This is a genomic window from Mycobacterium shunyiense, assembly GCF_058270075.1.
Genome location: NZ_JBZDPU010000015.1, coordinates 692,069 through 715,039, shown reverse-complemented (window position 1 = coordinate 715,039; position 22,971 = coordinate 692,069). Strand labels below are relative to the sequence as shown.

Sequence of the window (22,971 nt, the reverse complement as noted above, 5' to 3'; positions counted from 1 at the left end):
GGTAGCTGAGATTCGCATTTTCCTCCAGAAACGCGGAGTGCGTGCTAAGTAAGTGTTGGGTCAGTTAGCTGCTTCCGTCGACCGGTGTCCCTTGTGCAGAGCAAGAGTTGTGGCCTTCAATGCATCATTGAGATGCACTGGTGGGCACCGAGCCTGCGCACTTGCGTCGCTTGCGACGGCGCCGGCCGTCGGTGCCAGTCGACGCCCGGGTGCTGGAAATCCGACCGCGACGGGTGGGTCGTCGGCACGCCACGCTAGAGAACTGAATCCAATGTCGAGGGTGTGTGCTGAGTTGTCGGAGCGGGGGTTCATAATCATCGCTAATTGACGCAGATGACGGATGACACATCTGCTGTCAGTTGTAACGGGACTTGTCACGAAGGGGACGCGATGGCTGCCGAGCATGAAACTGAGAATGAGCGTTTGGTGCGCCGGGCGGTCAACCTCTTCACCTTTCTCGGACGGACTCAGCAGCTGCTGGTCAAGCCAGTGCGCATGGTGGACAAGTTCGAAGACGCGATGTGGTTCGCCGACCTGCCCGACCATGAGGCAATCCTGTCGGCGCACCGGATCGCCGAGCTCACATCTGATGTACCTCTGCTCACCGTGGACCGGGTAGCCAAGCTGGACCCGCCACCGCTGCCGCGCGAGCTGATCGTGTGGGTGGAGGGCGCGATCGATGACACCGCGAAGGAGCCGACGCTTCGCGAGGCGATCTTCCGCGAGGAGCCTGTCCCGGTCGAGGAGCGCGACGAGGACGAACCAGATGTGGTCAACCGCCGCATCGCGCTCGCCGAGCACCCCGAGATCAGCGAAGCCTTCGATGCGTGGATGATCGATTGGCGGCTGTGGGCCGACCGGGAACGCCGCGACGCCGCGGTCCGCGACATCTACAAGGATCTGTTCGCGGTCCACCTGAAGGCTGCCGATCATAGCGAGGAATTCGAACTGGTCCTTGGCGTCGGTTGCCTGGCCTGGCGGCCCGAGAATCACGAGCAGGTGCAGCGCCACGTCGCCACTGCGCCGATCGCAATCAGTTTCGACGAGAACTCCGGGCGCCTGACCGTGACGCAGGTCAGCGCACCCGACGCGGTATCAATCGAGCTGGACATGCTGGACCCGGCATTGATCTCCACTCCGGCCAAACTCGACGAAATCAAGGTGCTGGCTTCCGAATACGACGGGCATCTGCTGGACCAGCCGGCGATCGGGGAGATCTGCCGCCGTCTGATCCACCGTCTTGATGCTGACGCGGAATACGACGAAGAGGCCGTATTGGCACCGTCCGGTCCCAGTCCCCGCGGAGCCTACGCCCCGGCGATCATCCTGCGGCGCCGCACCAACCGCGGCATGGTGCAGATCTACGAGCAGATCGTTGCGCAGATCCAGCAGGCCGGTGAAGTACCGAAGGGGATCCTCCCTCTGGTCGATCCGGACCGCCAACCCGAGTCGGCGCCGAGCACAAACACGGACGGCGCGGTGGTCACCGTCGATGACGAAGACTTCCTGCCACTGCCCGTCAATGACAAGCAACGCCAGATCATCGAGCGGGTCGACAGCCGTGCGCAAACCGTGGTTCAGGGCCCACCAGGAACGGGAAAGACCCACACCGCAGCGGCTCTGGTGTCCCACCTGCTCGCTCAGGGCAAGCGGGTGCTCATCACCGCACAGACCGACCGGGCCCTCAAGGAGGTCCGCGCCAAGCTACCCCGCGAGATCCAATCGCTGGCCGTCGCGGTCATCGGCCAGTCGCGCTCCGATATGGCCGACCTGCGCACCGCCGTTGACAACATTTCCCGGCGTGCCGACGATTTCGACCCCGCAGATTCGCAGCGCTCGATCGCGCGGCATCTCAGCACGATCGACGACCTGCGTCGTCAGCGGGCCGCGCTCCGCGATCGTCTGCTGAAGATTCGCCGGCAGGAGGTGGAGCCGCGCACTGACGGCCCAGCCCAGGGCACGTTGGCTGCCATCGCGTACGACCATTTGCAGCACGAGGCCGATTACGAGTGGATTCGGGCCTTCGAGGTCGACCCGACCCGCGCGGGTGCGACGGTGTCGACCGAGGAGATTCAGCGGTGGCGCGCCGTGCTGCGCGACGAGGATGTGACGTCGAACGAAGCGGAAGCTACGTCGTCGCTGCCTGACACCGCATTACTGACGACGCCGGGAGACTTCGCCAAGCTTGCCGCCGCCGAGCAGCAGGCTGCGGTGCGCAAGGACCAGTTCGGCGTACTCCTCAGCCATGAATCGTTTGGCTTTGTTCGGTCCTTGACCACGGAACTGCGAGATGAGTTGCGCGCCAGGGTATCCAACCTGGCAGAGCAGGCGGGCAATCTCGAACGCCGGCACGAAGCATGGATGAACGACGCCCTCCACGATGTGCGTAGCGGTCGCCAACAGGCGTGGGTGGCGCGGTCGGCACAGGTGAAGTCGTTGGCCGAGGCCGCCGGGGTGCTCACCCGGCGGATCGGGCCAACTACCTCGGTGCTGGTCACCGGGGGTGACTTCGGCGTGCATCAGCAGGTCGCGAAATCGCTCTTCGCCCACGTCGAGGCGGGCAGCGGCATCAAAACTCGCCCCGACGGCTCCCCGAAGATCGGCGCTTTCACCTCGAAGACAGTGAAGCTAGCCGAGCCGTTCTTTGCGGCGGTCAAGATCAACGACCTGCCCGCGACCACAAAGGAACAGCTGGCCATTTTCATCGATTGGGTCGACGCCAGTCGGACGGTGTCCGCGTTGGATCAGGCCTGGCCGGTCAACGTCTCGATCCCCGACGAGGACACCCTCGACGAAAAGATCCAGTGGCATGTCACCGAGGTGGCCCAGCTGGACAAGGTGCTGGCACTGGGCGACCAGCTTGAGGTTGAGCGGCAATGGTTCCAGGCCAACAACCTGCTGGTGCCGGACTGGAACAACCTCGAAGACATCCGACGTTACGCCGATCTCGTGGAGGCGGCCTCCGCGGCCGACGACGCGGTGGCCGCTGCCACGCCGGTGGAACAACTCCACGGCTATCTGCGCACGCAGGCACAGCTGCCCACACCTCCGGCCATCACGATGGAGCTGCTGGCGGCAGTTCGTAACCGTGACGTCGATGCCTATGCCGCCGGGCATGCGCGTCTAGACCATCTGTACGACATGGCTCGGGCGGTCGCCGACCGCGACCGGATCCGACACGAGCTGGACCGATCGGCTCCAATGCTGGCCCGTGAGATCGTCGCCGATCCGGCCGCACCGGAATGGGATTCCCGACTGGGTGCTTACGAGCAGGCCTGGCAGTGGGAGATGACCGGACGTTGGATCCTCGCCCAAGACAGTGAGGACGCCAACGTACTGAAGGTCAGCCTGAGCGTGGTCGAAGACCAGATCCGCACCGAGGTCGAGCGTCTGGCGGCCGAGCGGGCCTGGGGCCATGCGGTGGCTCCTGATCGACTCACTGGCGCTGCCAGAGCCAACCTCACCCAATACGCCCAGCTGGTGTCTCGCCTCGGCAAGGGCACCGGCAAGTACGCCGCCAAGCAGCGGGTTGCCATCGCCGAAGCGATGGACCGCTGTCGGCCCTCGGTACCGGTGTGGATCATGCCCCTGTACCGCATAGCCGAGCAGGTGCACGTCGAGCCCAATCTGTACGACGTGGTGATCGTCGATGAGGCATCGCAGGCTGGGCTGGAAGCATCGTTCCTGCAATACCTGGCGCCGAAGATGGTGGTGATTGGCGACGACAAGCAGGTGTCTCCGTCGGCGGTTGGCGTAGATCAACAACAGCTGCGCGACCTGGCCAACATGTACCTCAGCGACGACCCGTACCGGGAGTCCTGGCTGGACCCCAAGCGCAGCTACTTCGACGAGGCCAACATGCGGTTCGGCGGGCGGATCACCCTGACCGAACACCGCCGGTGTGTGCCCGAGATTATCGGCTTTTCCAACCGCATTGCCTATGAGCCCGAAGGCATTCGGCTGGTCCCGGTGCGTCAGTTCGGAGCGGAGCGGCTCGAACCCATCAAGGTTGTGTACCTGTCCAACGGGTACGAGGCGCCCAACAAGACGAACTTGGTTGAGGCTGAAGCGATTGTCGATCAGATCCGAAAGTGCTTGGCGGAACCGGAGTATGACGGGGCGACCTTCGGGGTGATCTCGCTGCTGGGTAAGGAACAAGCCAAGCTGATCGAGGGCAAGCTCCTGGACGCCGTGCCGCCGGAGGAGTGGGCCGCGCGCGAGCTGCGCTGCGGGGATGCGTCGGACTTCCAAGGCTCCGAGCGGGACATCATGTTCTTGTCCATGGTGAAGGCGCCCGAGGAAGACAAGCGCATGGGCGTGCTGACCCAGTCGCAGTACGTCCAGCGGTTCAACGTCGCAGCATCCCGGGCGAAAGACCAGATGTGGGTTTACCACTCGATGCCGCGCGAAGCGCTGACCAACTCCGAATGCATGCGGTTCCAGCTGCTCGACTACTGCTACGGCATCGCCAACCGGCTGCGCAACGATGGCGACACGCTGTGCACGGCGGTGCCTGAGGATGTGCGCACACCACCGTTCGACTCACTGTTCGAGCAGCGAGTCTTCAACCGGCTCATCGACCGGGGCTACACCGTCATACCCCAGGTCGAGTCCATGGGCTATCGCATCGACATGGTGGTCACCGGCGCCAAAGGCCGGCTGGCAATCGAATGCGATGGCGACTTCTGGCATGGCCCAGAGCGATACGAAAACGATCTGGCTCGGCAACGTGAACTGGAACGGTGCGGTTGGGAATTCCACCGCATCCGCGAGTCGGTGTTCTACGCTGATATGCCCGGCACCCTGCAGGGGCTATGGGACACGCTCGACGAGTTGGATATTCGGACTGCGGATTGGGTTGATCCGAGCTGCGACGAAGCGATTCGGCCAGACGATGGCGGTCCAACCCTCGACGATGAACTGGCCTCTCTGATCGAGAGCGCATCCGCTCAAGCCGATGAGGCTTCCTCTGAACACCACGATCCTTTGGCGCGGGTTGTGGAGTCACCTACGGGGCAAAGAAAGCAGTTGCGGGAATCGGAGACGACTCGGCAAGAAGCCATTCTCCTGGAGAATGGGAAGCGTCCGACCGTTGAATCCTTGCTGCAGGAGGATGTTCGCCATGTCGATGACCTCAAGATCGAAGGCGTGCGTGCAGACGACTCCGCTCCACTGAGTGAAGCCGTTGGGCAGCGGGGTGACCAAGCAGTGCCCAGTGTCGATGGTGACGTGTGGAGCCGTGGAGTCAGCGACGATCTAGCCGAGATCGCCAGACTGTGCTTACGATCCGAAACTGATTGCTGGCTATCTCCATCGTTATCGACCGCCGTTCGATGCCGGGCGAAGGGTGACGACAGGAACCCGCTGGATTTGCCAAAACTCCAACTTCACCGATGGGCATGGTGCGTCGCGAATGGCCTCGCTCGACACCCGGTTCCTACGCACCTTATTCAAGTTCGTCGACGCTGTGACAGTAAGACTTGCTGCAACCCAGCACACCTCTATGCCAGTTCGCCAGGGGGACAAAAACTCTCGTCAAGTGACGTCGCGGCGATTGTCAGGTCTTCGATCTCACAGTTTGATGTGCCAGCGGACGCTCATTCTCGGCCGCCTTCACGGCTGGTGCTCGAGGATGACATCGGATCGATTGCTTCGTTGTGCCAGCGGGACGACGACGGATGTTGGATCGCGCCGACGTCCGCACCCGTCGCCTGCAGAGCAGAAGCCGACAAGCGCGCTGAGCGACTATTGCCGGCGATGGCACCGCACCGCTGGACATTTATGGTCGTACATGGATATACAAAGAAGCCATTGCCGGGAAGGCTTTTTCAGGTACGAAGACGGTGTGGCAAATCCGCTTGTTGTAGGCCTGACCACTTGTACTTGACGTCTCCTGACGGTCGTGAGATCCCGGTGAGCGCCGTTGAGACGCGGCTGCAAGCCGACGCAGCGCCTCAGCGCGCAGCTGAAAAGCGCGCGAGCGGGCCTCCGGATCGTAACGGCTCGATGGATGTGGTCGGCAGGGGCCGGCGCGAAGTTGCCACCAGCTCACATCGCGGGAACACGAACATTTTTGATGCTGATCAAGTCTCAATCGAGATGTACTGCAAAGCTGATCACGCTGGCTGCTGGATCGCACCAGCTGCGCATCGCCTAGTCCCATGCAGGCCAAAAGGCGACGATCGCGCGGAGCGCTACTTGCCGCGGATGCCACTGAATCACTGGGCCTGGCTGGTGGGTAACGGCAGGAGCGACCGTCGGATTCCGGTGGAGGTGTTTGAGGTAAGGCAGCGGTGCTGGAAGGACCGGTGTTGCAGACCATCCCACCAGTATCTGACCACGGCCGATGGCTATGAACTTTCGCCCGAGGAATTCGACGAACACGTCACCAGTGAACTCGAGTAGCGGCGCGGTGCTGACTCGTGAGCCGAAGTGGACGTCACGCTGGCCAGAGAAGCTGACGACTTGTCGGTGACATATGAGAATCTATCCGGCTCTCTCGACGAAGAAACGAGAATTTGGCAGAAGGAGTCTCGATATGTCCCGGTGTGCCGCCGACCGCCTCATAGGGCACCAGCAGACTGTTGTATGCCATGTCTGAGCCTATTTCGAATCGGAAAGTCTCATCATCGGAGTTGCTCGACATCCGGGAGCGGCAATGGCGTCCACGCGCTGAGGCGATTTCGCTTGCCGCAGAGACTTTTGATGAGATTCCGGCCCATCGTCGTGAGCAGGCGTTAGCCGCGTACGGTCGGTTGCAGACGAAGCTCGGGCCGGGACCAGGCCGTGGAAGATTGTTCAGGCGGCATCCTGCTGTCCATGTACTCGCCACGGCGGGTGTCGCCGCTGATCACTACGAGCGCGCTACTTTCTGGCCCAAGTTGGCGGCGATACTGGGTATCGTTCCGGACCCCGAATTCCAGAGGGACTGGGGCGAGGCCTTCCTTGATAATCTTCGAAGGCTTGGGCTGCCCACTTTCGAAAATGATGGTGACGCTGGATCGAAGTACGTAGGGCGCATCCTTCTGCATGCGGGCATGCCGACCTATTGCTTGTCGGATTTCTTCAGAACCCTTACGTGGAAACGCGCATCAACGCCAGGAGTGACTCCGCAGGAGTTTGTGTCCTGGGCTGCCGCAAAGGCTGCGAGTTCAGGCTTCGCGAATGTGGACATGCCCGTGCAGCGATTTCTGCGTTACGGAGACGAGTTCGCAGTGGATGTCGCGGACCGCTCATTTGAATTGCTCGACGCCGTCGCATCCGGGATTTCTGCGGAGGATGTGCTTCTCCCGCAGCGGTTCTGGGCCGTGGCGCGGCAGCTGCACGAGCAACGCGGCATTGGTCACGTTGAAGCTCCGCGCGGAGGCGTCCAAGACTCAACGGCTGTGCGCCCACGGTTAGTTCTTGACCCCTATGGACAAGGACTACTTCTAAGGTTACCCCCAGTCGGCGACGCACCCGATGGGAGAGCGGTTTGGGTCGTAGCCCTTGACGACGACACGCAGCAAGTTGCCACCGAATCACTGTGGCCGGGATCAACAGAGCCCGCACCTCAAACGGATGTCGCCATCGCTAAACCGGTGCGATCTGCTGCGGTCGCACTTGCTGGACGCGAACACCTTCAGTTGCCCCTCATCGTTGTGGACGACAAAGATCCGCTCCTGGCCTTCGGTGAGGACTGCGAGTTGATTCCGCGCGGCCTACCACTGCCGGCAGCAAAAGTGTGGCTGCTGTTTCCGGGCGCCCCAGACTCGTTTGGTGAAACCGCTTCCATCCCAGTCGTCGCCGAAAGTCCCTTGCCGCCATGCTGGACTGGATTCTGTCTGGTGCAGGTGGACTTGTCCGACGCCGCCACAGTGTCGGTGGCGGGCAGCACCCGCACCGTGCGGAAGTTTGCCGCCGCGCAGATCGAAACGGCGGTGCCCGTGCACGGCGTCCGGACAACAAGCGGTCTGCCGGTTATCGCTGAACTACCCCAGATTCAGATTCCGGGCAGCATGGTGAATGCTGATTGGGACGTCACATTGCACGATAGTTCCGGGGCAACAATTGCTCGGCATCGGGCCACTGGCGTGGGGAACCCAAACGAACTGTGGGACAGCGTTCTTCGTCCGTTGGTTGGGACATTCACGCTGCGAGTGCGCGGGCCGTGGGGACGTGGAGCGAGCAGAACTTTCACCGTAGTCGAGGGTCTTTCGGCCAGCTTCTCTCCAGTTTGGCGCCGTTTTGTGCCTCGAGGTCTGCAGCCGTGCGCCGCGCAATTGCGGGTGGCAGAACGTGTTGAGCTGACCCGCGATCAGATCGATTTCGACGAGCGTAAGCGTGACTTCGTGGTTCGGGCCGGCGCCCATTCGCAGTACCGTTCCCTTGTCGTTACGCCTCCGCACATGACCGTCGCGTACCAAGCCGAGCACTTCGTCGTCAGCCCCTCGGTCCGGCCGCTGTCCCTTATTCGAGAGGATGTGCGAGATAACCCGGGCGAGCTGATCCTTGACATCGGCGCGGATGCCGAACCAACACTTCACCTGATCGCGAACAACCGCGTGATGCAAAAGCTCAGCCCCCGCTCTGGTAGGTCCGGCGTTTACCGCTTTGGATTGGCGGAGATCGCCGACACACTGCGCGACTACCCGCAAGCGAGCCTGGCATTGAGCGATGACGGCAACCTAGTCATCGCGACCATTCGACCGCGGACCCTGTTCACAGGAGTTGAGCTGAACGGCGACGAGGTTGAGCTTGCTGACTGCGTGAGTGTCGAAGGGCTCAACGCGTACTTGTTCGCCACCCGCGCACCTTGGCGCGAGCCTGCCTGTGTACCCGTTGTCGATGGTCGAGTCCAGCTGCCCACTTGGCTGATTAATGCGGGTCCGATCCACGTGATGGCGCGGATCGAAGATCCCTGGATTCCACTGCCAGTGCCTGAGTGGCCGCAGGTGGGCAAATCCAGGTTGGTCGAAGCAGATGGATGGGTCACCGACGGCACTCCGGAAGAGAATGCCATCTCAGGTTTCCTCGCGGGGGACGAATCCCAACCTGTTGAGGTCATCGACTTTGTCCGGTTATGGACAGTAAGGGCCCTGCTGCCGTCGTTAAGCCTCGGTACTCGCATGGCCGAAATTTCAGACGCGATTGATACGGAGATTTACGCGAACCCCGCTGCGGCACTGGCCGCACTGACCGGTTCTGAGGCGCAGAGCGAAGCGATCCCGTCGTTGATGGTTCGGTCCGGTCTTGCGTGGGCCAACTTGGCTGACGCGCACGAGAACAGCGCACCCCCATGGACGGTACGAGGCGCGCTGCCCGCAGCGCTGCTTTCCGCCGCAGACTCACTATGGTCCGATGACGAAATCGAGGCAGCAATCGGCATTTGTGGTGACTCGGTGATCGGGCTCCTTGATGGGAATGATCCGCACGCGAGCGCTGGTCGGATGGACGAATCTGCAGAGTTGCTTGATCGTGAGCCGGGTCTTCGCGAGCAGTTCATCAGAGACGCCGGCCTAATACCTAAAGGGTTGCTGTCGGCGGAGTCACGCGTCATCGCATCGATGGAACTCCTACGAGACCGCCGTGATCCAAAGCTTGAATGGCTCGTGAAGCATGCGCACAGCGTCCTCAAAGAGGGCGAGCGGCTATTGAGAATCATCGGAGACCCCTCTTCCCAGAAGGCTTTTGATGAACGCTGTCACCGGGAACGTGACGGCGGATGGCGGGTGCTGCCAACGATTTCGATGGCTTTCGCATTGGCTGCGCGGCATGCGGCGCGCGGTCATGCCGAAGCAAATAAGTGGGTTGCCCGTGAACAACGGCCATGGGCAGATCTTGCAACGGTGGCGCCGCAGCTGGTCACTATCGACTTGATCATCGCGGAGTTGATCGTCGGGCGTCGTGCAGAGGAAGAAGTGGGGGCATCGGAATGACCACCAGTATCGACGCGGTAGCGACATCGGACGCGATCAAGGCGACGTACCGTCGCTACTTGTCATCGCTGCTCGCTGTGCGCGATCCAAAAATTGATGCGGCGCTCCGGGCGGCAATCGACGGAACCGTCATGCTCGATAAGGGCCCGTACCTTGAAGCAACACCGCCCTATGCGCCGGGCAAGCAAATACGGGAACTTATCTCAGAAGGTGTTCTCGCGCAGGGCTTTGCTGATCTGGCAGGTGATGCGCTGCCGCTTGGCCGGCCGCTCTATGTGCACCAGGAGCAGTCGATTCGAAAGGTTGCGGCCGGGCGCAACGTCGTCGTGGCTACCGGCACTGGTTCAGGAAAGACCGAGTCATTCCTCATCCCGATCCTTGACAGCCTCGTCCGGGAGCGCGAGCAAGGCACGCTAGGGCCCGGAGTGCGAGCGCTGCTGCTCTACCCGATGAACGCATTGGCCAACGACCAGATGAAGCGTTTGCGTGGCCTTCTGGCCAACTACCCGGAGATCACGTTTGGGCGTTACACCGGAGAGACCGAAGGGGATCCGCGGAAGGCGCAAGAAGCGTTCGCGGAGCTGAACATTGACGAGCCGCTCCTGCCCAATGAGATTTTGAGCCGGCAGGAGATGCGGGAACGTCCACCGCATCTGCTGTTAACCAACTATGCGATGCTCGAATACCTGCTGCTCCGACCGCTGGACATGGAATTGTTCGAGACCGGAGCCGAATCGAAGTGGCGCTACTTGGTCGTCGACGAAGCACATGTTTACGATGGAAGTCAGGGAGCTGAGATCGCGATGCTCCTAAGACGTGTTCGTGATCGAGTGGCGCCCAACCGTGCGATCCAGTGCATTGCGACATCGGCGACCGTCGGCGGGGATTCCGACCCAAGCGCCGTAACACGATTCGCGTCTAGCCTGTTCGGGCAAACATTCGAATGGCATCAAGAGGATTCGCGCCGTCAGGACATCGTGATGGCGACGCGAGTCGAGGCGCCGCCCGGGCCGTACTGGGGTCCGTTGTCTGCATCTGAGTATGAAGCGCTCGCACGCGAAGCCGATCCCGACGCTGCGGTCCTGGAGGCCGCGCGGACGGCCGGCTGGCTGCAATCTGGTGTCAACGGAATCACCGCCGCCACAGCGTTGTCGCATGAGAAGTCTCTGGCAGGCATGCGTGCAACCCTTGCGAAAGGCCCGCAGACGTTCAGCAAGGTCGCGACAGCGACGTTTGGAAATTCAGCTGCTGGCGCAGCCGGGCTTGCGGCGATGGTGGACTTGGCCAGCACGCTCAGGGAAGCCGATGGAACGACACCGTTGTCGGCCCGCTACCACCTGTTTCTCAGAGCAACCGAGGGTGCGTTCACGTGTCTGTCGCCCAAAGGGCCGCATGTTCACTTGGCGAGGCATTCCGTCTGCTCGCATCCAGGCTGTGATGCGCCTGTTTTTGAGATCGGTTCGTGCAAAAGGTGTGGTGCAGTGCATGTTTACGGCACACCGACACCGGAAGGCTCCGCGCTATACCTGCGACCGCGCAAGGACGGGAGCAGAGGAATCTGGCTCGTTCTCGGTGACCATGACGCTCTCACGGATGAGGACGAAACGGCCGTTGTCGACGATGGCGACGAGATATCCGCTGACGGAGCGAAGCTCTGCACCCACTGCGGTGCCCTTGCTGAGGGCGACGCGCAGAGTTGTGGTGGCTGTGGCGCGTCCGACATGCGGCCGGTCCGCAAGCTTAAGCAGCGTGGGGAGGAGATCGCGGGCTGCCTTGTTTGCGGCGCGCGTGGCGCCGGCACTGTCCGCATCTTCGAGACTGGGTCCGATGCTAGTGGTGCGGTCATCACCACGGCGCTCTATCAGAATGTTCCGGTTGCCGATGATTCGCATGGTGCGCTGTCGCCCGGCGAAGGACGAAAGTTGCTTGCCTTCAGCGATAGTCGTCAAGCTGCGGCCTACTTTGCTCCCTATTTGGAAGAGTCGTATTCCCGCCTGCAGCGGCGCAGGCTGATCTCTCAGGGCATGTTGGCCGCCCACGCCGATGAGGAGTCGGCGGGAATCGAAGACGTCGTATTCAAGACACGTTCGAAAGCGACAGTGGTCAAGCACTTTCCGTCGCGAATGACTGCGCAGCAGTCGAGCCGGGTGGTGGCGCCTTGGGTGATGGCGGAAGTGTTGGCGATGGACGATCGTCAATCGCTCGAAGGCCTGGGCCTCATTGGTATCAGCCTTTACCGCGACCCGCGATGGAAGGCTCCGGCTCCGCTGCTGCAGCTGGGATTCACCGAGGAAGAGTCCTGGGCCTTCCTTCAGGAGCTGGTGCGAACACTTCGGCAGCAGGGCGCCGTGACGATGCCAGAAGATGTGGCGCCCAATGACGAGATTTTTGCGCCCCGGTTGGGGCCGATTCGTGCCCGATTGTCAGGCCCGGAAGCGATCCGCAAAGTCTTGTCATGGCTGCCCGGCCGTGGGACAAACCGCCGGGTTGACTACACCCGCCGAGTTCTAGCTGCTCTCGGCAGTGACGCTGATGCAGAAACGATCTTGAAGGGCATCTGGGAGTTCTTGGTACGGAAGGAAACACCCGTCGATTGGCTCAAGTCCTCCACGGAGACTGGACTGGGGCAAGTGTACCAAGTTGATCATGAATGCCTCCGGCTCAGCTGGGTGACCGATAGCTCGCCGGTCTATCAATGCCGAATCTGTCGGCGGACCGCGCCCTTCTCAATCCGCGGGGTCTGCCCGGCACTTCGTTGTGAGGGCGTCCTCGAAGAGTTCGTTCCACTGCCAGCTGGCCAAGATCGCGACCATTACCGAACGTTGTACCGGTCGATGAATGCTGTGCCTTTGGCAGCCAAAGAACACACCGCACAATGGGTAAACACAGAAGCTGCGGCCATCCAGCATCAGTTCGTTAGGGGTGAGATCAATACCTTGTCTTGCTCGACAACCTTCGAACTCGGTGTCGATGTAGGCGAGCTGCAAGCTGTGATGCTTCGGAATATGCCGCCCAGTACTGCTAATTACCTCCAGCGCGCTGGACGGGCCGGGCGACGGTCTGGAGCGGCCGCGCTCGTCGTCACGTATGCAATGAGGCGGTCGCACGACCTCACGAAGTTCGGTGCACCCGAAGACATGATCGCGGGACAAGTGCGGGCACCGTACGTTCCCCTGACGAACTCACGTATCGATCGCAGGCATGCGCATTCGGTCGCACTATCTGCCTTCTTCCGTTGGCTCTTCGAAACCTCGGGGCGAATTGACCGCCACGCAGGCGAGTTCTTTCTGGATCAGGATGGCAGCGAGCCATCGATTAATCTGGCCAAATCCTTCCTGAAATCCGTTCCTGCAAACGTGACCGAGGCCTTGTCGAGGATCCTGCCAGGCGCCGTAGCGACAGAGCTGGACCTTGTTGGCGGTAAATGGGCCGAGGATCTCATTGACCTGTTGGAGAGCGTTCGATATGAGCTCGACAAGGAAGTCGAGATCATGAAGGAGCTGGAACTTAAGGCGTCGGCAGATGGAAAACATCCACTGGCTCAGCGCTATAAGTTGGTTGGTAACACCTTGCGGGAGCGGGACTTGCTGGGCTTTTTGGCCAATCGAAATGTCCTGCCCAAGTACGGGTTTCCTGTCGACTCGGTGGAACTGCGCACAGACTTCGGTACGGGGAAAACTAAGGGAAAGCTCCTCGATCTCACACGTGATCTTTCACAAGCGATTTATGAGTATGCGCCTGGTGCGGAAATCGTTGCGGGTGGTGGGCTTTGGATGTCACGCGGGATCTACCGACTGCCAGGCCGTGCGTTGCAGGAGTATCACTACCAGGTCTGCAAACGGTGCGGTGGATTCCGGTATGGCATTGAAACTGCTGAGGAGAAGTGCCAGCACTGCGGCGAGGTAGCGCAGACCGCTGCTCGCACGGTCACGATGCCCATATTCGGTTTTGTTGCGGCGCCGGACCCCGGAAAGCCTGGCCCTCGCCCGCCGCGGCGCTCATGGAGCGGCGCCGTTCACGTCCTTGCGCAACCTCCTGAGGCACGCACCTACACGAAGCCAATGGGTGGTGGTTCCATCGTCGTCAACGCCGGTCCGCGCGGGCGCCTGATTGCCCTTGCGGACGGACTCAGCAGAATGGGCTTTTGGGTTTGCGACTGGTGTGGATATGGGTCGCCTCGGGTGTTGAACCCGAAGAAGCCGCCGAAGCACAACCACCTGTTGAAGAACCAACCGTGCGCAGGGAAGCAGCGCTTGCTCGATCTCGGCCATGTGTACGAGACAGATCTGCTGTCCATCGATGTGAACGTGTTCGGGGTCCGTGGCACCCAATCTGCTTGGCTATCGGCGCTGTACGCCATAGTTGAGGCAGCGTCGGAGACGCTGGAAATAGCCCGCGAGGACATCGGGGGATCTCTGACTCCTGCGGGCGCCGATCGGTGGGCAATCACATTGTTCGATGCAGTGCCAGGCGGGGCAGGGCACGTACTGCAGGTCGAGCAAAATCTCGAACGAGTGCTGCGGGTGGCCCTCAAACGGGTCAGTGGGTGCGAGTGTGGGCCAGAGACGTCGTGTTACGGCTGCCTGCGCAGCTATCACAACCAGCGGGATCATGACGATCTGTCCCGAGGGGCGGCGGAGGAAATTCTTCGGGGGTTGGTTGAGGACGCGGGAAGGGGCGACAGTGCCGCCACGGCGAGTTCCCTGGATGACGCGGTGCCAGATTCACTGCCGGCCAGCTGGGCTGAGCTTTACGCCGCGGCATTCGGAACAGAACGAGAAATGCTGATCGCGCTCGCCGACGCCGGCGTTGCACGGCCCGAGCTCGGTTTTGAGAGCACCGCTGGCATCCCGATCGGCCTTGCCTGGCCGGACCGATTCGTGGCGGTCGACTACGGTCTGGAGGTCGCGGATCGAGAGGACCTGGAGGCGGAGGGTTGGACGGTTCTTCCGCTCGCTGAGCTGCTGGAAAGTAGTAGCCCGGAGTCGACTCCTAGCGTCATTTCCTAGGAACCGAGGTTTGATCTAGATGCTCTGGATATGGTCAAAGATAGGAAGGTCGACGGGGAGGGCGGTTCAGACGGCACGACGGGGGGCGGGTGTTGCCTAGGTACAAGTTTCGGTGGTCAAACCTGCCCCAGGAGCTCCTTGACGAGCTGTGCCGAAACCTATTCGAAGACTGCGCAGGATTCGAGCCGGCCGATGTTCTGCACGACGCCTATGGCGCTCGCCCCAAGGAAAACTTCGTCGCCGAAGCCTGGGACACGCTGCGCGAAGGTTGGCTGCATCACGACAAAGAGTCGCGTGACCAGGTGGTCGCGGCGATGCGGGCCGCCCGCCACGAGAATGGTCAGATCACCAACCGCCGGGCCCAGATGGAGTATCTGCGCGAGCTGAGGAATGCCAAGACTCTGCGCGCCACCGTTCTGCAGACCTTCATCGACCGCGGTGAACTCGAGTCCGAGCCGCCCGGGCCTGAACCGCCCTCCGTCGTGACACCGAAACCGCCAACCACAATTCCAAAGTCCCCAGCAACAAAGCCCGGAGAAGATGTGACCACCGCCGTTGTGACTGATCCCGCCGACCTCAACGTTGCCCCCGGATCGATCGTCGTCATCCGCGACGAGGAGTGGCTGGTCACCTCTGCCGAGCAGGGAGCCGATGGCTGGCTGGTTCGGGTGCGTGGGCTCTCCGAGTTGGTGGCCGAGACCACCGCCGCGTTCTACTCCAGTCTCGACAAGATCGAAGTGCAGGACCCCAAAGAGGCGAGAGTGGTCCCCGACGGCTCCTCGGGCTATCGCGACTCCCGGCTTTGGCTAGAAGCACTGATCAGGAAGACGCCAGTTCCCTATGGGGACCAAAACCTGACGGTCTCGACCCACATGCTCGCCGATGCGCTGGGCTACCAGCGGGCGGCGGTGACGAAGGCGCTGGATCCGCAGCACATCCGCCCACGCATCTTGCTCGCCGACGCTGTCGGTCTGGGCAAGACGCTGGAGATCGGCATGATTCTGTCCGAGCTGGTGCGGCGCGGCCGCGGTGAGCGCATCTTGATCGTCACGCCCAAGCACGTCTTGGAGCAGATGCAGCACGAGCTGTGGTGCCGCTTCGCGCTGCCGTTCGTCCGCCTCGACTCGATCGGCATCCAGAAGGTCCGCCAGAAGCTGCCGGCCACTCGCAACCCGTTCACCTATTTCAAGCGGGCTATCATCTCCATCGACACGCTCAAGAGCCCCCGCTACAAGTCGCACCTGGAACGCCAGCAGTGGGACGCCGTGGTCATCGACGAGTCCCACAACCTCACCAACACCGGCACCCAGAACAATGAGCTCGCCCGCGTCCTGGCGCCCAACACCGAGGCGCTCATCCTGGCCTCGGCCACCCCGCACAACGGCAAGGAGGAATCCTTCGCCGAACTGCTCCGGCTGCTGGACCCGACGGTGGTGCACGCCGACGGCGGCTTCACCAAACAGGACGTCGAGTCGCTGCTGATCCGTCGGCACCGGCACAGCCCGGACGTCGCCGCCGAGGTCGGTAGTGACTGGGCCGAACGCGCCGAGCCGGTGCACCTGCTCGTCAAGCCGTCCGCGGCCGAGGACATGGTCGCCGCGGAGCTGTCGCAGACCTGGCTGCACCCCGCGTCCGGCAATTCGCCCTACTCCGGTGACACCAAGGCGCTGTTCCCTTGGACGCTGGCCAAGGCGTTCCTGTCATCGCCGGCCGCGCTGGCCGAGTCGATCAAGCAGCGCCGCGCCAAGCTCGTCCAGAGTGATTCCAAGCAGCGGGCCGAACTCAAGGCCCTCAACACCCTCGACGAGCTCAACGAGGCAGCCCTGGGCGAGCAGGCAGGCAAGTTCGCCGCATTGGTCAAGCGCCTCAAGCAGATTGGCGTCGGCAAAGCATCAGAGACCCGCGCGGTTGTCTTCGCCGAGCGGATCGCCACGCTGACCTGGCTGCGCAACAACCTGCCCGCGGCGCTCAGCCTCAAAACCGAGAACATCGCCATGCTCCACGGCGGGCTGTCCGACGTGGAGCAGCAAGAACTCGTCGACAGCTTCAAGTTGGAAACCTCACCCATCCGGGTGCTGGTGACCGGCGACGTCGCCTCCGAAGGCGTGAACCTGCACGCGCAGTGCCATCACCTGATCCACTACGACATCCCGTGGAGCCTGATCCGCATCGAGCAGCGCAACGGTCGCATCGACCGCTACGGGCAGAAGTATCCGCCGGTGATTTCCTCGCTGATCCTGGAACCGTCCGACCCCGAGTTCTCCGGTGACCTGCGGGTGCTGTCCCGGCTGCTGGAACGAGAGAACCAGGCCCACGAGACGCTCGGTGATGTGGCCTCACTGATGGGAAAGCACAGCGTCACCGAGGAAGAGAATGTGATCCGCGATGTGCTCGCCAAGGGCGCCGAGCTTGACGACGCGGTCCGTACCGCCGCCGAGGTTGCCGCCGGGGAGGACCTGGATGCGTTCTTCGCCGAATTCGACGCGGTCGAGGCCACCGCGATACCGCTGCCGGCATCGACACGCCAAAGCCTCTATCCCGATGACCTGACCTTCCTCGACGAGGCGCTGCACGCGGGATTCCACGACAAGCCGCACGCCAAGCCCGAGCAGGGGGGCATTGGTTGGACGGTCAGCGCGCCGCACGGCATCGCCGAACTGTCCCCGCCGCGCGATCTTCGGCAACGGCTGGCGCAACTTCCACAGAACTACCTGCACCACGGCCGGGTACTGGAGCGGCTCAAGCTCGCCACCAACCCGACGGTCGGCACCGCCCAGTTGCGCATCGCGCGAGAAGGCAAGGGCATCAACAACACCACGTGGCCAGAGGCGCACTACCTGGGCCCGCTGCACCCTGTGCTGGACTGGGCCAGTGACCGCGCGCTGACGGCGCTGGGCCGCAACCAGGTGTTCGCGATCCGGGGCGACGTCGACGCCCCCACCGTGTTGCTCATGGGCACATTGAGTAACAAACGGGGACAACTGATCTCGCGGGTGTTCTCCACCGCGGTGTTCCCCAACCCCGCCAACACCGACTTCTGCATGGTCGAACCCCTCGAGGACATCAGCTTCCTCACCTCGCAAACCGGTCTCAAACCCGGCGCGTCCAATCCGGGGCCGATCGCCGAGCCCGAGCACTACCAGGCGCTGATCCCGGTCGCCGTCGAGCACGCCCGCCTCCAGATGCGCACGGTACTCACTGCACAGGAAGCAGCCACCACCGAACGCCTGGCGCGATGGCGCAAGCGGGCGCAGCGCTGGCACGACGACGCCGAGCATCTGGAGCTGCGTGGGGCGCAGCGCTCAAAGGTGGGCAAGCTCGGGCAGCGCATCGCCGACGAGCAGCGCTTGGCCGACCTGCTGGCCCCCACCCAGCAACTGGTCCGCCCGCTACTGATTATCGTGCCCTCCGACATCCCCGTCGCCGGAAAGGAACTCTGAGCCATGCCGTCCTACGATTCCATCGTCGTCGGCGAGGACTGGATCAGCGAGCACTACTTCACCACCGACTCGACCAAGGAGTCCTTCCAGGGCAAGGTGATCGAGCTGCGCAAGCAGTGGGACGTCGAGGCTGCCGAGGGGCGGGACACGGTACGACGACGGCTGCTGGCCGCCGCCGGCGAATTGCAGACCGAGCTGTCGACGTTGACCGAGAACCCGGACGGAGCGCCCGCCGCACACGCCACGATTCGCACCGTCCTCGGATTTCCCGAGACGCTGACCGACTACACGGGCGAGCGCGCCGGCACCGAGCTACGGCTGCCCAACGCCCGGCCGGCCGGTGTGACGAGCACGTTGCTGCTGCAGGCCCGCCCGGTCGAATCGGTCGACGACCTGCTCGACCCCGAAACCGGGCTACTGCTCGACGCAGGGGAGGAGGACGGCAAGCCCATCGACTCGGTGACCAAGGCGGTGTCGGCTGCGTTCCGCGCCGATGATCCCCCTGCGTTCATCGTGGTGCAGGCCGGCCAGTGGGTGCTGCTAGCAGAGGTGCAGCGATGGGCCGAAGGACGATACCTGGCCGTCGACCTGCTGGTGGTCACCGAACGCCGCGACGACAAGCGCGGCGGCGAACTCGACCGGGCCGCAGCGATCCTCGGCCGCCAGGCCTTGCTGCCCGATGCAGACGGAAACATTTGGTGGACAGGGATTCTCGAAGATTCGGTCAAACACACCGTCGGGGTATCCAAGGATCTGCGTGAAGGCATCCGACTGTCCATCGAGATCATCGCCAACGACGTAGTGCGGCGCCGCGCCGAGCGAGGCCTGCCACTGGATGAGATCGACCCCCAACAGCTCGCCAAGCATTCGCTACGCTTCCTGTACCGCATTCTGTTCCTGCTCTACGCCGAAGCCTCTCCGGAGATGCGGGTACTGCCGTCGGGTGCACCCGAATACAGCGAGGGATATGGGCTGGACCGGCTGCGTGAGCTGACGCTTACCGAATTGGTATCGACCCCCGCGAAATCCGGTACGCACCTGTATGAGTCGCTGGCCAAGCTGTTTCATCTCGTCGACGGCGGTCATCACCCGCACACGCCCGACGTGGGAGACGGAACCGACGATCCGGCACCCGGTTTGGAGTTCAACGAGCTACGCGCCGACCTGTTCGCACCTGTTTCCACTGAACTCATCGACGAGGTCGGGCTCAGCAACGAGGCGACGCAGCGGGTTCTGCAGCACCTGCTGCTGTCCAAAGAGTCCAAGGGGCGCAAGGGTGCCGACCGCGGGTTCATCTCGTATGCCGAACTCGGCATCAACCAGCTCGGCGCGGTGTACGAGGGCCTGATGTCCTACACCGGCTTTTTCGCCGAGGAAGATCTCTACGAGGTCGCCAAGAACGGTGACCCGGAAAAAGGTTCGTGGGTGGTGCCGGTGACCCGCGCTGATCACCTCTCGGAGTCCGATTTCGTGACGACGGAGGACGAGGCTACCGGCGAAAAGATTCCGGTGCTTCACCGTCAGGGCACCTTCGTGTTCCGGCTCGCCAGCAGAGAACGCCAACAGTCGGCCTCGTACTACACCCCCGAGGTGCTGACGAAATTCGTTGTCTCCCAATCACTCGAAGAATTGCTCGACCAAAACGGCGAGCGTACGACGCCCGAACAGATTCTGCAGCTGACCATCTGCGAGCCCGCGCTAGGGTCGGGTGCGTTCGCGATCGAGGCGGTGCGCCAACTGGCCGCGGAATACCTCAGGCGTCAGCAGGAAGATCGCGGCGAGGTCATCGACGCCGACCGTTACCAGGTCGAACTCCAGAAGGTGAAGGCGTATCTTGCGCTGCATCAGGTGTACGGGGTGGATCTGAACGCGACCGCGGTCGAATTGGCTGAGATCTCCCTGTGGCTGGACACCATGGTGGCCGGGCTGCAGGCCCCGTGGTTCGGGTTGCACCTGCGCCGCGGCAACTCGTTGATCGGTGCTCGCCGAGCCGTCTATGTGCCCGCGCTGTTGGCCAAGAAGGCTTGGCTGAAGGAGGTACCCAAGGACGTTCCTCTCGGAGACGACATCGGTGCGGGTATTCACCACTTCCTGCTGCCATCCGAGGGTTGGGGCGCGGTCATCGACACGCCCGAAGCCAAGATCTATGCCCCGGACAAGCGAGAAGAACTGAGGCTGTGGCGCAACGGTATTCGCGCCACTCCGGGTGCGGCGATCAAGAAACGTCTGGCCGCACTGGCGCAGCGGGTAGAGACCCTGTGGGAACTGACCCTGCGCCGGCTGACGATCGCTGAATCGGAGATCCGCCGCGAGATCGACGTGTGGGGTCTGCATTCCGATGAGCGGTCGGACGCCGCGGTGAGTCGCGAGCAGATCGAAGCGGTGCTGCACGACGAGAACGGCGCTTACCGGCGGCTGCGCCGGGTGATGGACGCCTGGTGTGGGCTGTGGTCCTGGCCGCTGACCACTGACATCGAACCGCCCGACTGGGACCATTGGGTCGGCGGACTGGAAGCGATTCTCGGGGTGCCACCGAAGGCTGGAAAGTTCGAAAAGCACGGGCAGATCAGCCTTGCCGGCGACTTGTCGTGGCAGGACCTCGACCTCGCTGAGAACAACGATTGCACCTTTGCTCAAGCGCTCCCGATTGACAGGGCGCTCGACGGCTTTCCGTGGCTGACCGTTGTTGCTCACATTGCCGACGTACAGGGCTTCTTTCACTGGGAACTGGACTTCGCGCCTGTATTTGCCCGCGGCGGCTTCGACCTTCAAGTCGGTAACCCGCCCTGGGTGCGACCCGACTGGGACGAACCCGGGGTTCTCGCCGAGTTCGACCCGTGGTGGCAGTTGACGGATAAGCCCGCCGAGACGGTCAAGCTGGGGAAACGTGCGGAGGCATTGGCGCAGCCCGGTGCATTGGATGCGTTTCTGGACGAGCGGGCTACGCAAGCGGGAGTCACCGAGCACCTGGGTTCGAACATCGACCGGCCTGTACTGACTGCTCTACGGACAGACCTGTACCGCTGTTTTATGGAGCGGACCTGGCGGTCGATCAGCGCGAACGGGGTTGTGGCGTTGGTTCATCCGGAAAGCCACTTCACCGAAGTTCGCGCACATAACTTGCGGCGAGAGACGTATCGTCGACTTCGTCGGCACTGGCAATTCAAGAACGAACTCAGTCTTTTCGAGATTGATCACCACAATGTGTTCGGCGTGCATGTCTACGGTCATCGGTCAGAAGTCCGATTCCTCCAGGGAGCCTCGCTGTATCACCCGGACACCGTGAGTCGATCCTTCGACCACGACGGATCCGGCCCGGCGCCGGGCGTTAAGGACAACGAAGGCCGTTGGGACCTTCGTCCACACGCTCAGCGCATCATCGAAGTGACCGAACTGCAGCTCGCCACTTGGGCCGCACTGATCGATGAACCCGGTACCCCAGCAGGGGATGCTCGCATGCTGTACCCAGTGAACAGGGCAAGCGCTCACGTACTCGATCAGATCGCATCGGCATCCAGAATTGGAAGCCTTCCCCATGAGTGGACCACTGGATGGGATGAAACCGCGAGCCGCAAGGCTGGAATCTTGAAAAGTGGCTCTGCCACACCGGGCGAGTGGAAGGATGTGATCCTCCAAGGACCCCATCTCACCGTCGGTACGCCGCTATTCAAGCAGCCCAATGAAACAATGCTGAACAATCTCGATACAACCGAAATAGACCTGGAACGGATTCCTGAAACATTCATTCCTCGGACCAGCTATCAACGTGCGAAGCCATATGTGGAATATGTTGCGGCATACCCTCACTGGGGGGCTGTATCGAGCTCAAGCTACTTGCGGCTAGCGTGGCGTAGAATGGCTCAGAGCGCGAATGTTCGCACCCTGCACTCGTCGATCATTCCCGCCGGGCCTTGTCATACTTCCAGTATTGTTTCGATGAGATTCGATCAGGCCTGCCACCTGGCGACGTCATGCGGAATCGCCGCGTCTATCGTCGCGGACTTTGTCATCAAGGTGACGGGCACCGCGAACATCAATAGTGCATTTATTGAAAAACTTCCCCATGTGGAAGGCCACCCGCTCGAACTGCCGCTTCTACTCCGTACTCTCCGCCTCAACTGCCTCGTCCAGCCATACGCCCCACTTTGGGAGGAGCTGTACGCCACAGCGTGGGAACAAGATTCGTGGGTGCCGCACATCGGTGTGGACTACGCCGGCCTCGTAACTTTGGGAGAGGTCGGTCCGAAATGGGAGTGGTCAACCCCACTGCGTCGTGCCGCCGACCGTCGCCAAGCGCTAGTGGAGATCGACGCGATCGTCGCGATCATGCTCGGTATCACCGCCGAGGAACTACTGACGATCTACCGCACCCAGTTCCCGGTGCTACAGAAGTACGAGCGGGACGCCCTCTACGACGCAAACGGCCGACAACTGCCCGGCAAGCTCGCCTCCGACTACCGCAAGAAGGGCGCGCTGAAGCCCGACGACCTCACCGTTGACGGTGTCACCTATGTCGAGCCGTTCGTCGGGGTGGATCGGGAGCGCGATATGGAGTTGGCGCACAAGCACTTCAGCGATTTAGTAGTGACAAGCCGAACCAACTGA

General features: G+C 62.2%; 5 protein-coding genes. All 5 read left to right on the top strand.

All coding sequences use genetic code 11. The annotated features are described in order from the left end of the window. The first annotated feature begins 333 nt into the window (after nt 1-333). The gene (locus AC4ELH_RS17725; RefSeq protein WP_498886198.1) at nt 334-6,405 is read left to right on the top strand and encodes a PDDEXK-like endonuclease domain-containing protein; all 6,072 of its coding nucleotides are present in this window, start codon (nt 334-336) and stop codon (nt 6,403-6,405) included. A 188-nt stretch (nt 6,406-6,593) separates the two neighbouring features. Next, nucleotides 6,594-9,917, top strand: coding sequence for a hypothetical protein (locus AC4ELH_RS17720; RefSeq protein ID WP_498885689.1), 3,324 nt, complete (start codon nt 6,594-6,596; stop codon nt 9,915-9,917). Then, a complete protein-coding gene (locus AC4ELH_RS17715; RefSeq protein ID WP_498885687.1) occupies nt 9,914-14,926 on the top strand; it encodes a DEAD/DEAH box helicase in 5,013 nt (1,670 codons plus the stop codon). Before AC4ELH_RS17720 ends, AC4ELH_RS17715 begins: the two co-directional genes overlap by 4 nt. 89 nt (nt 14,927-15,015) lie before the next feature. Then, a complete protein-coding gene (locus AC4ELH_RS17710; RefSeq protein ID WP_498885685.1) occupies nt 15,016-18,366 on the top strand; it encodes a helicase-related protein in 3,351 nt (1,116 codons plus the stop codon). Between the two features lie 3 nt (nt 18,367-18,369). Continuing rightward, nucleotides 18,370-22,971, top strand: a complete 4,602-nt coding sequence (locus tag AC4ELH_RS17705; protein WP_498885683.1) for a DNA methyltransferase family protein — start codon at nt 18,370-18,372, stop codon at nt 22,969-22,971.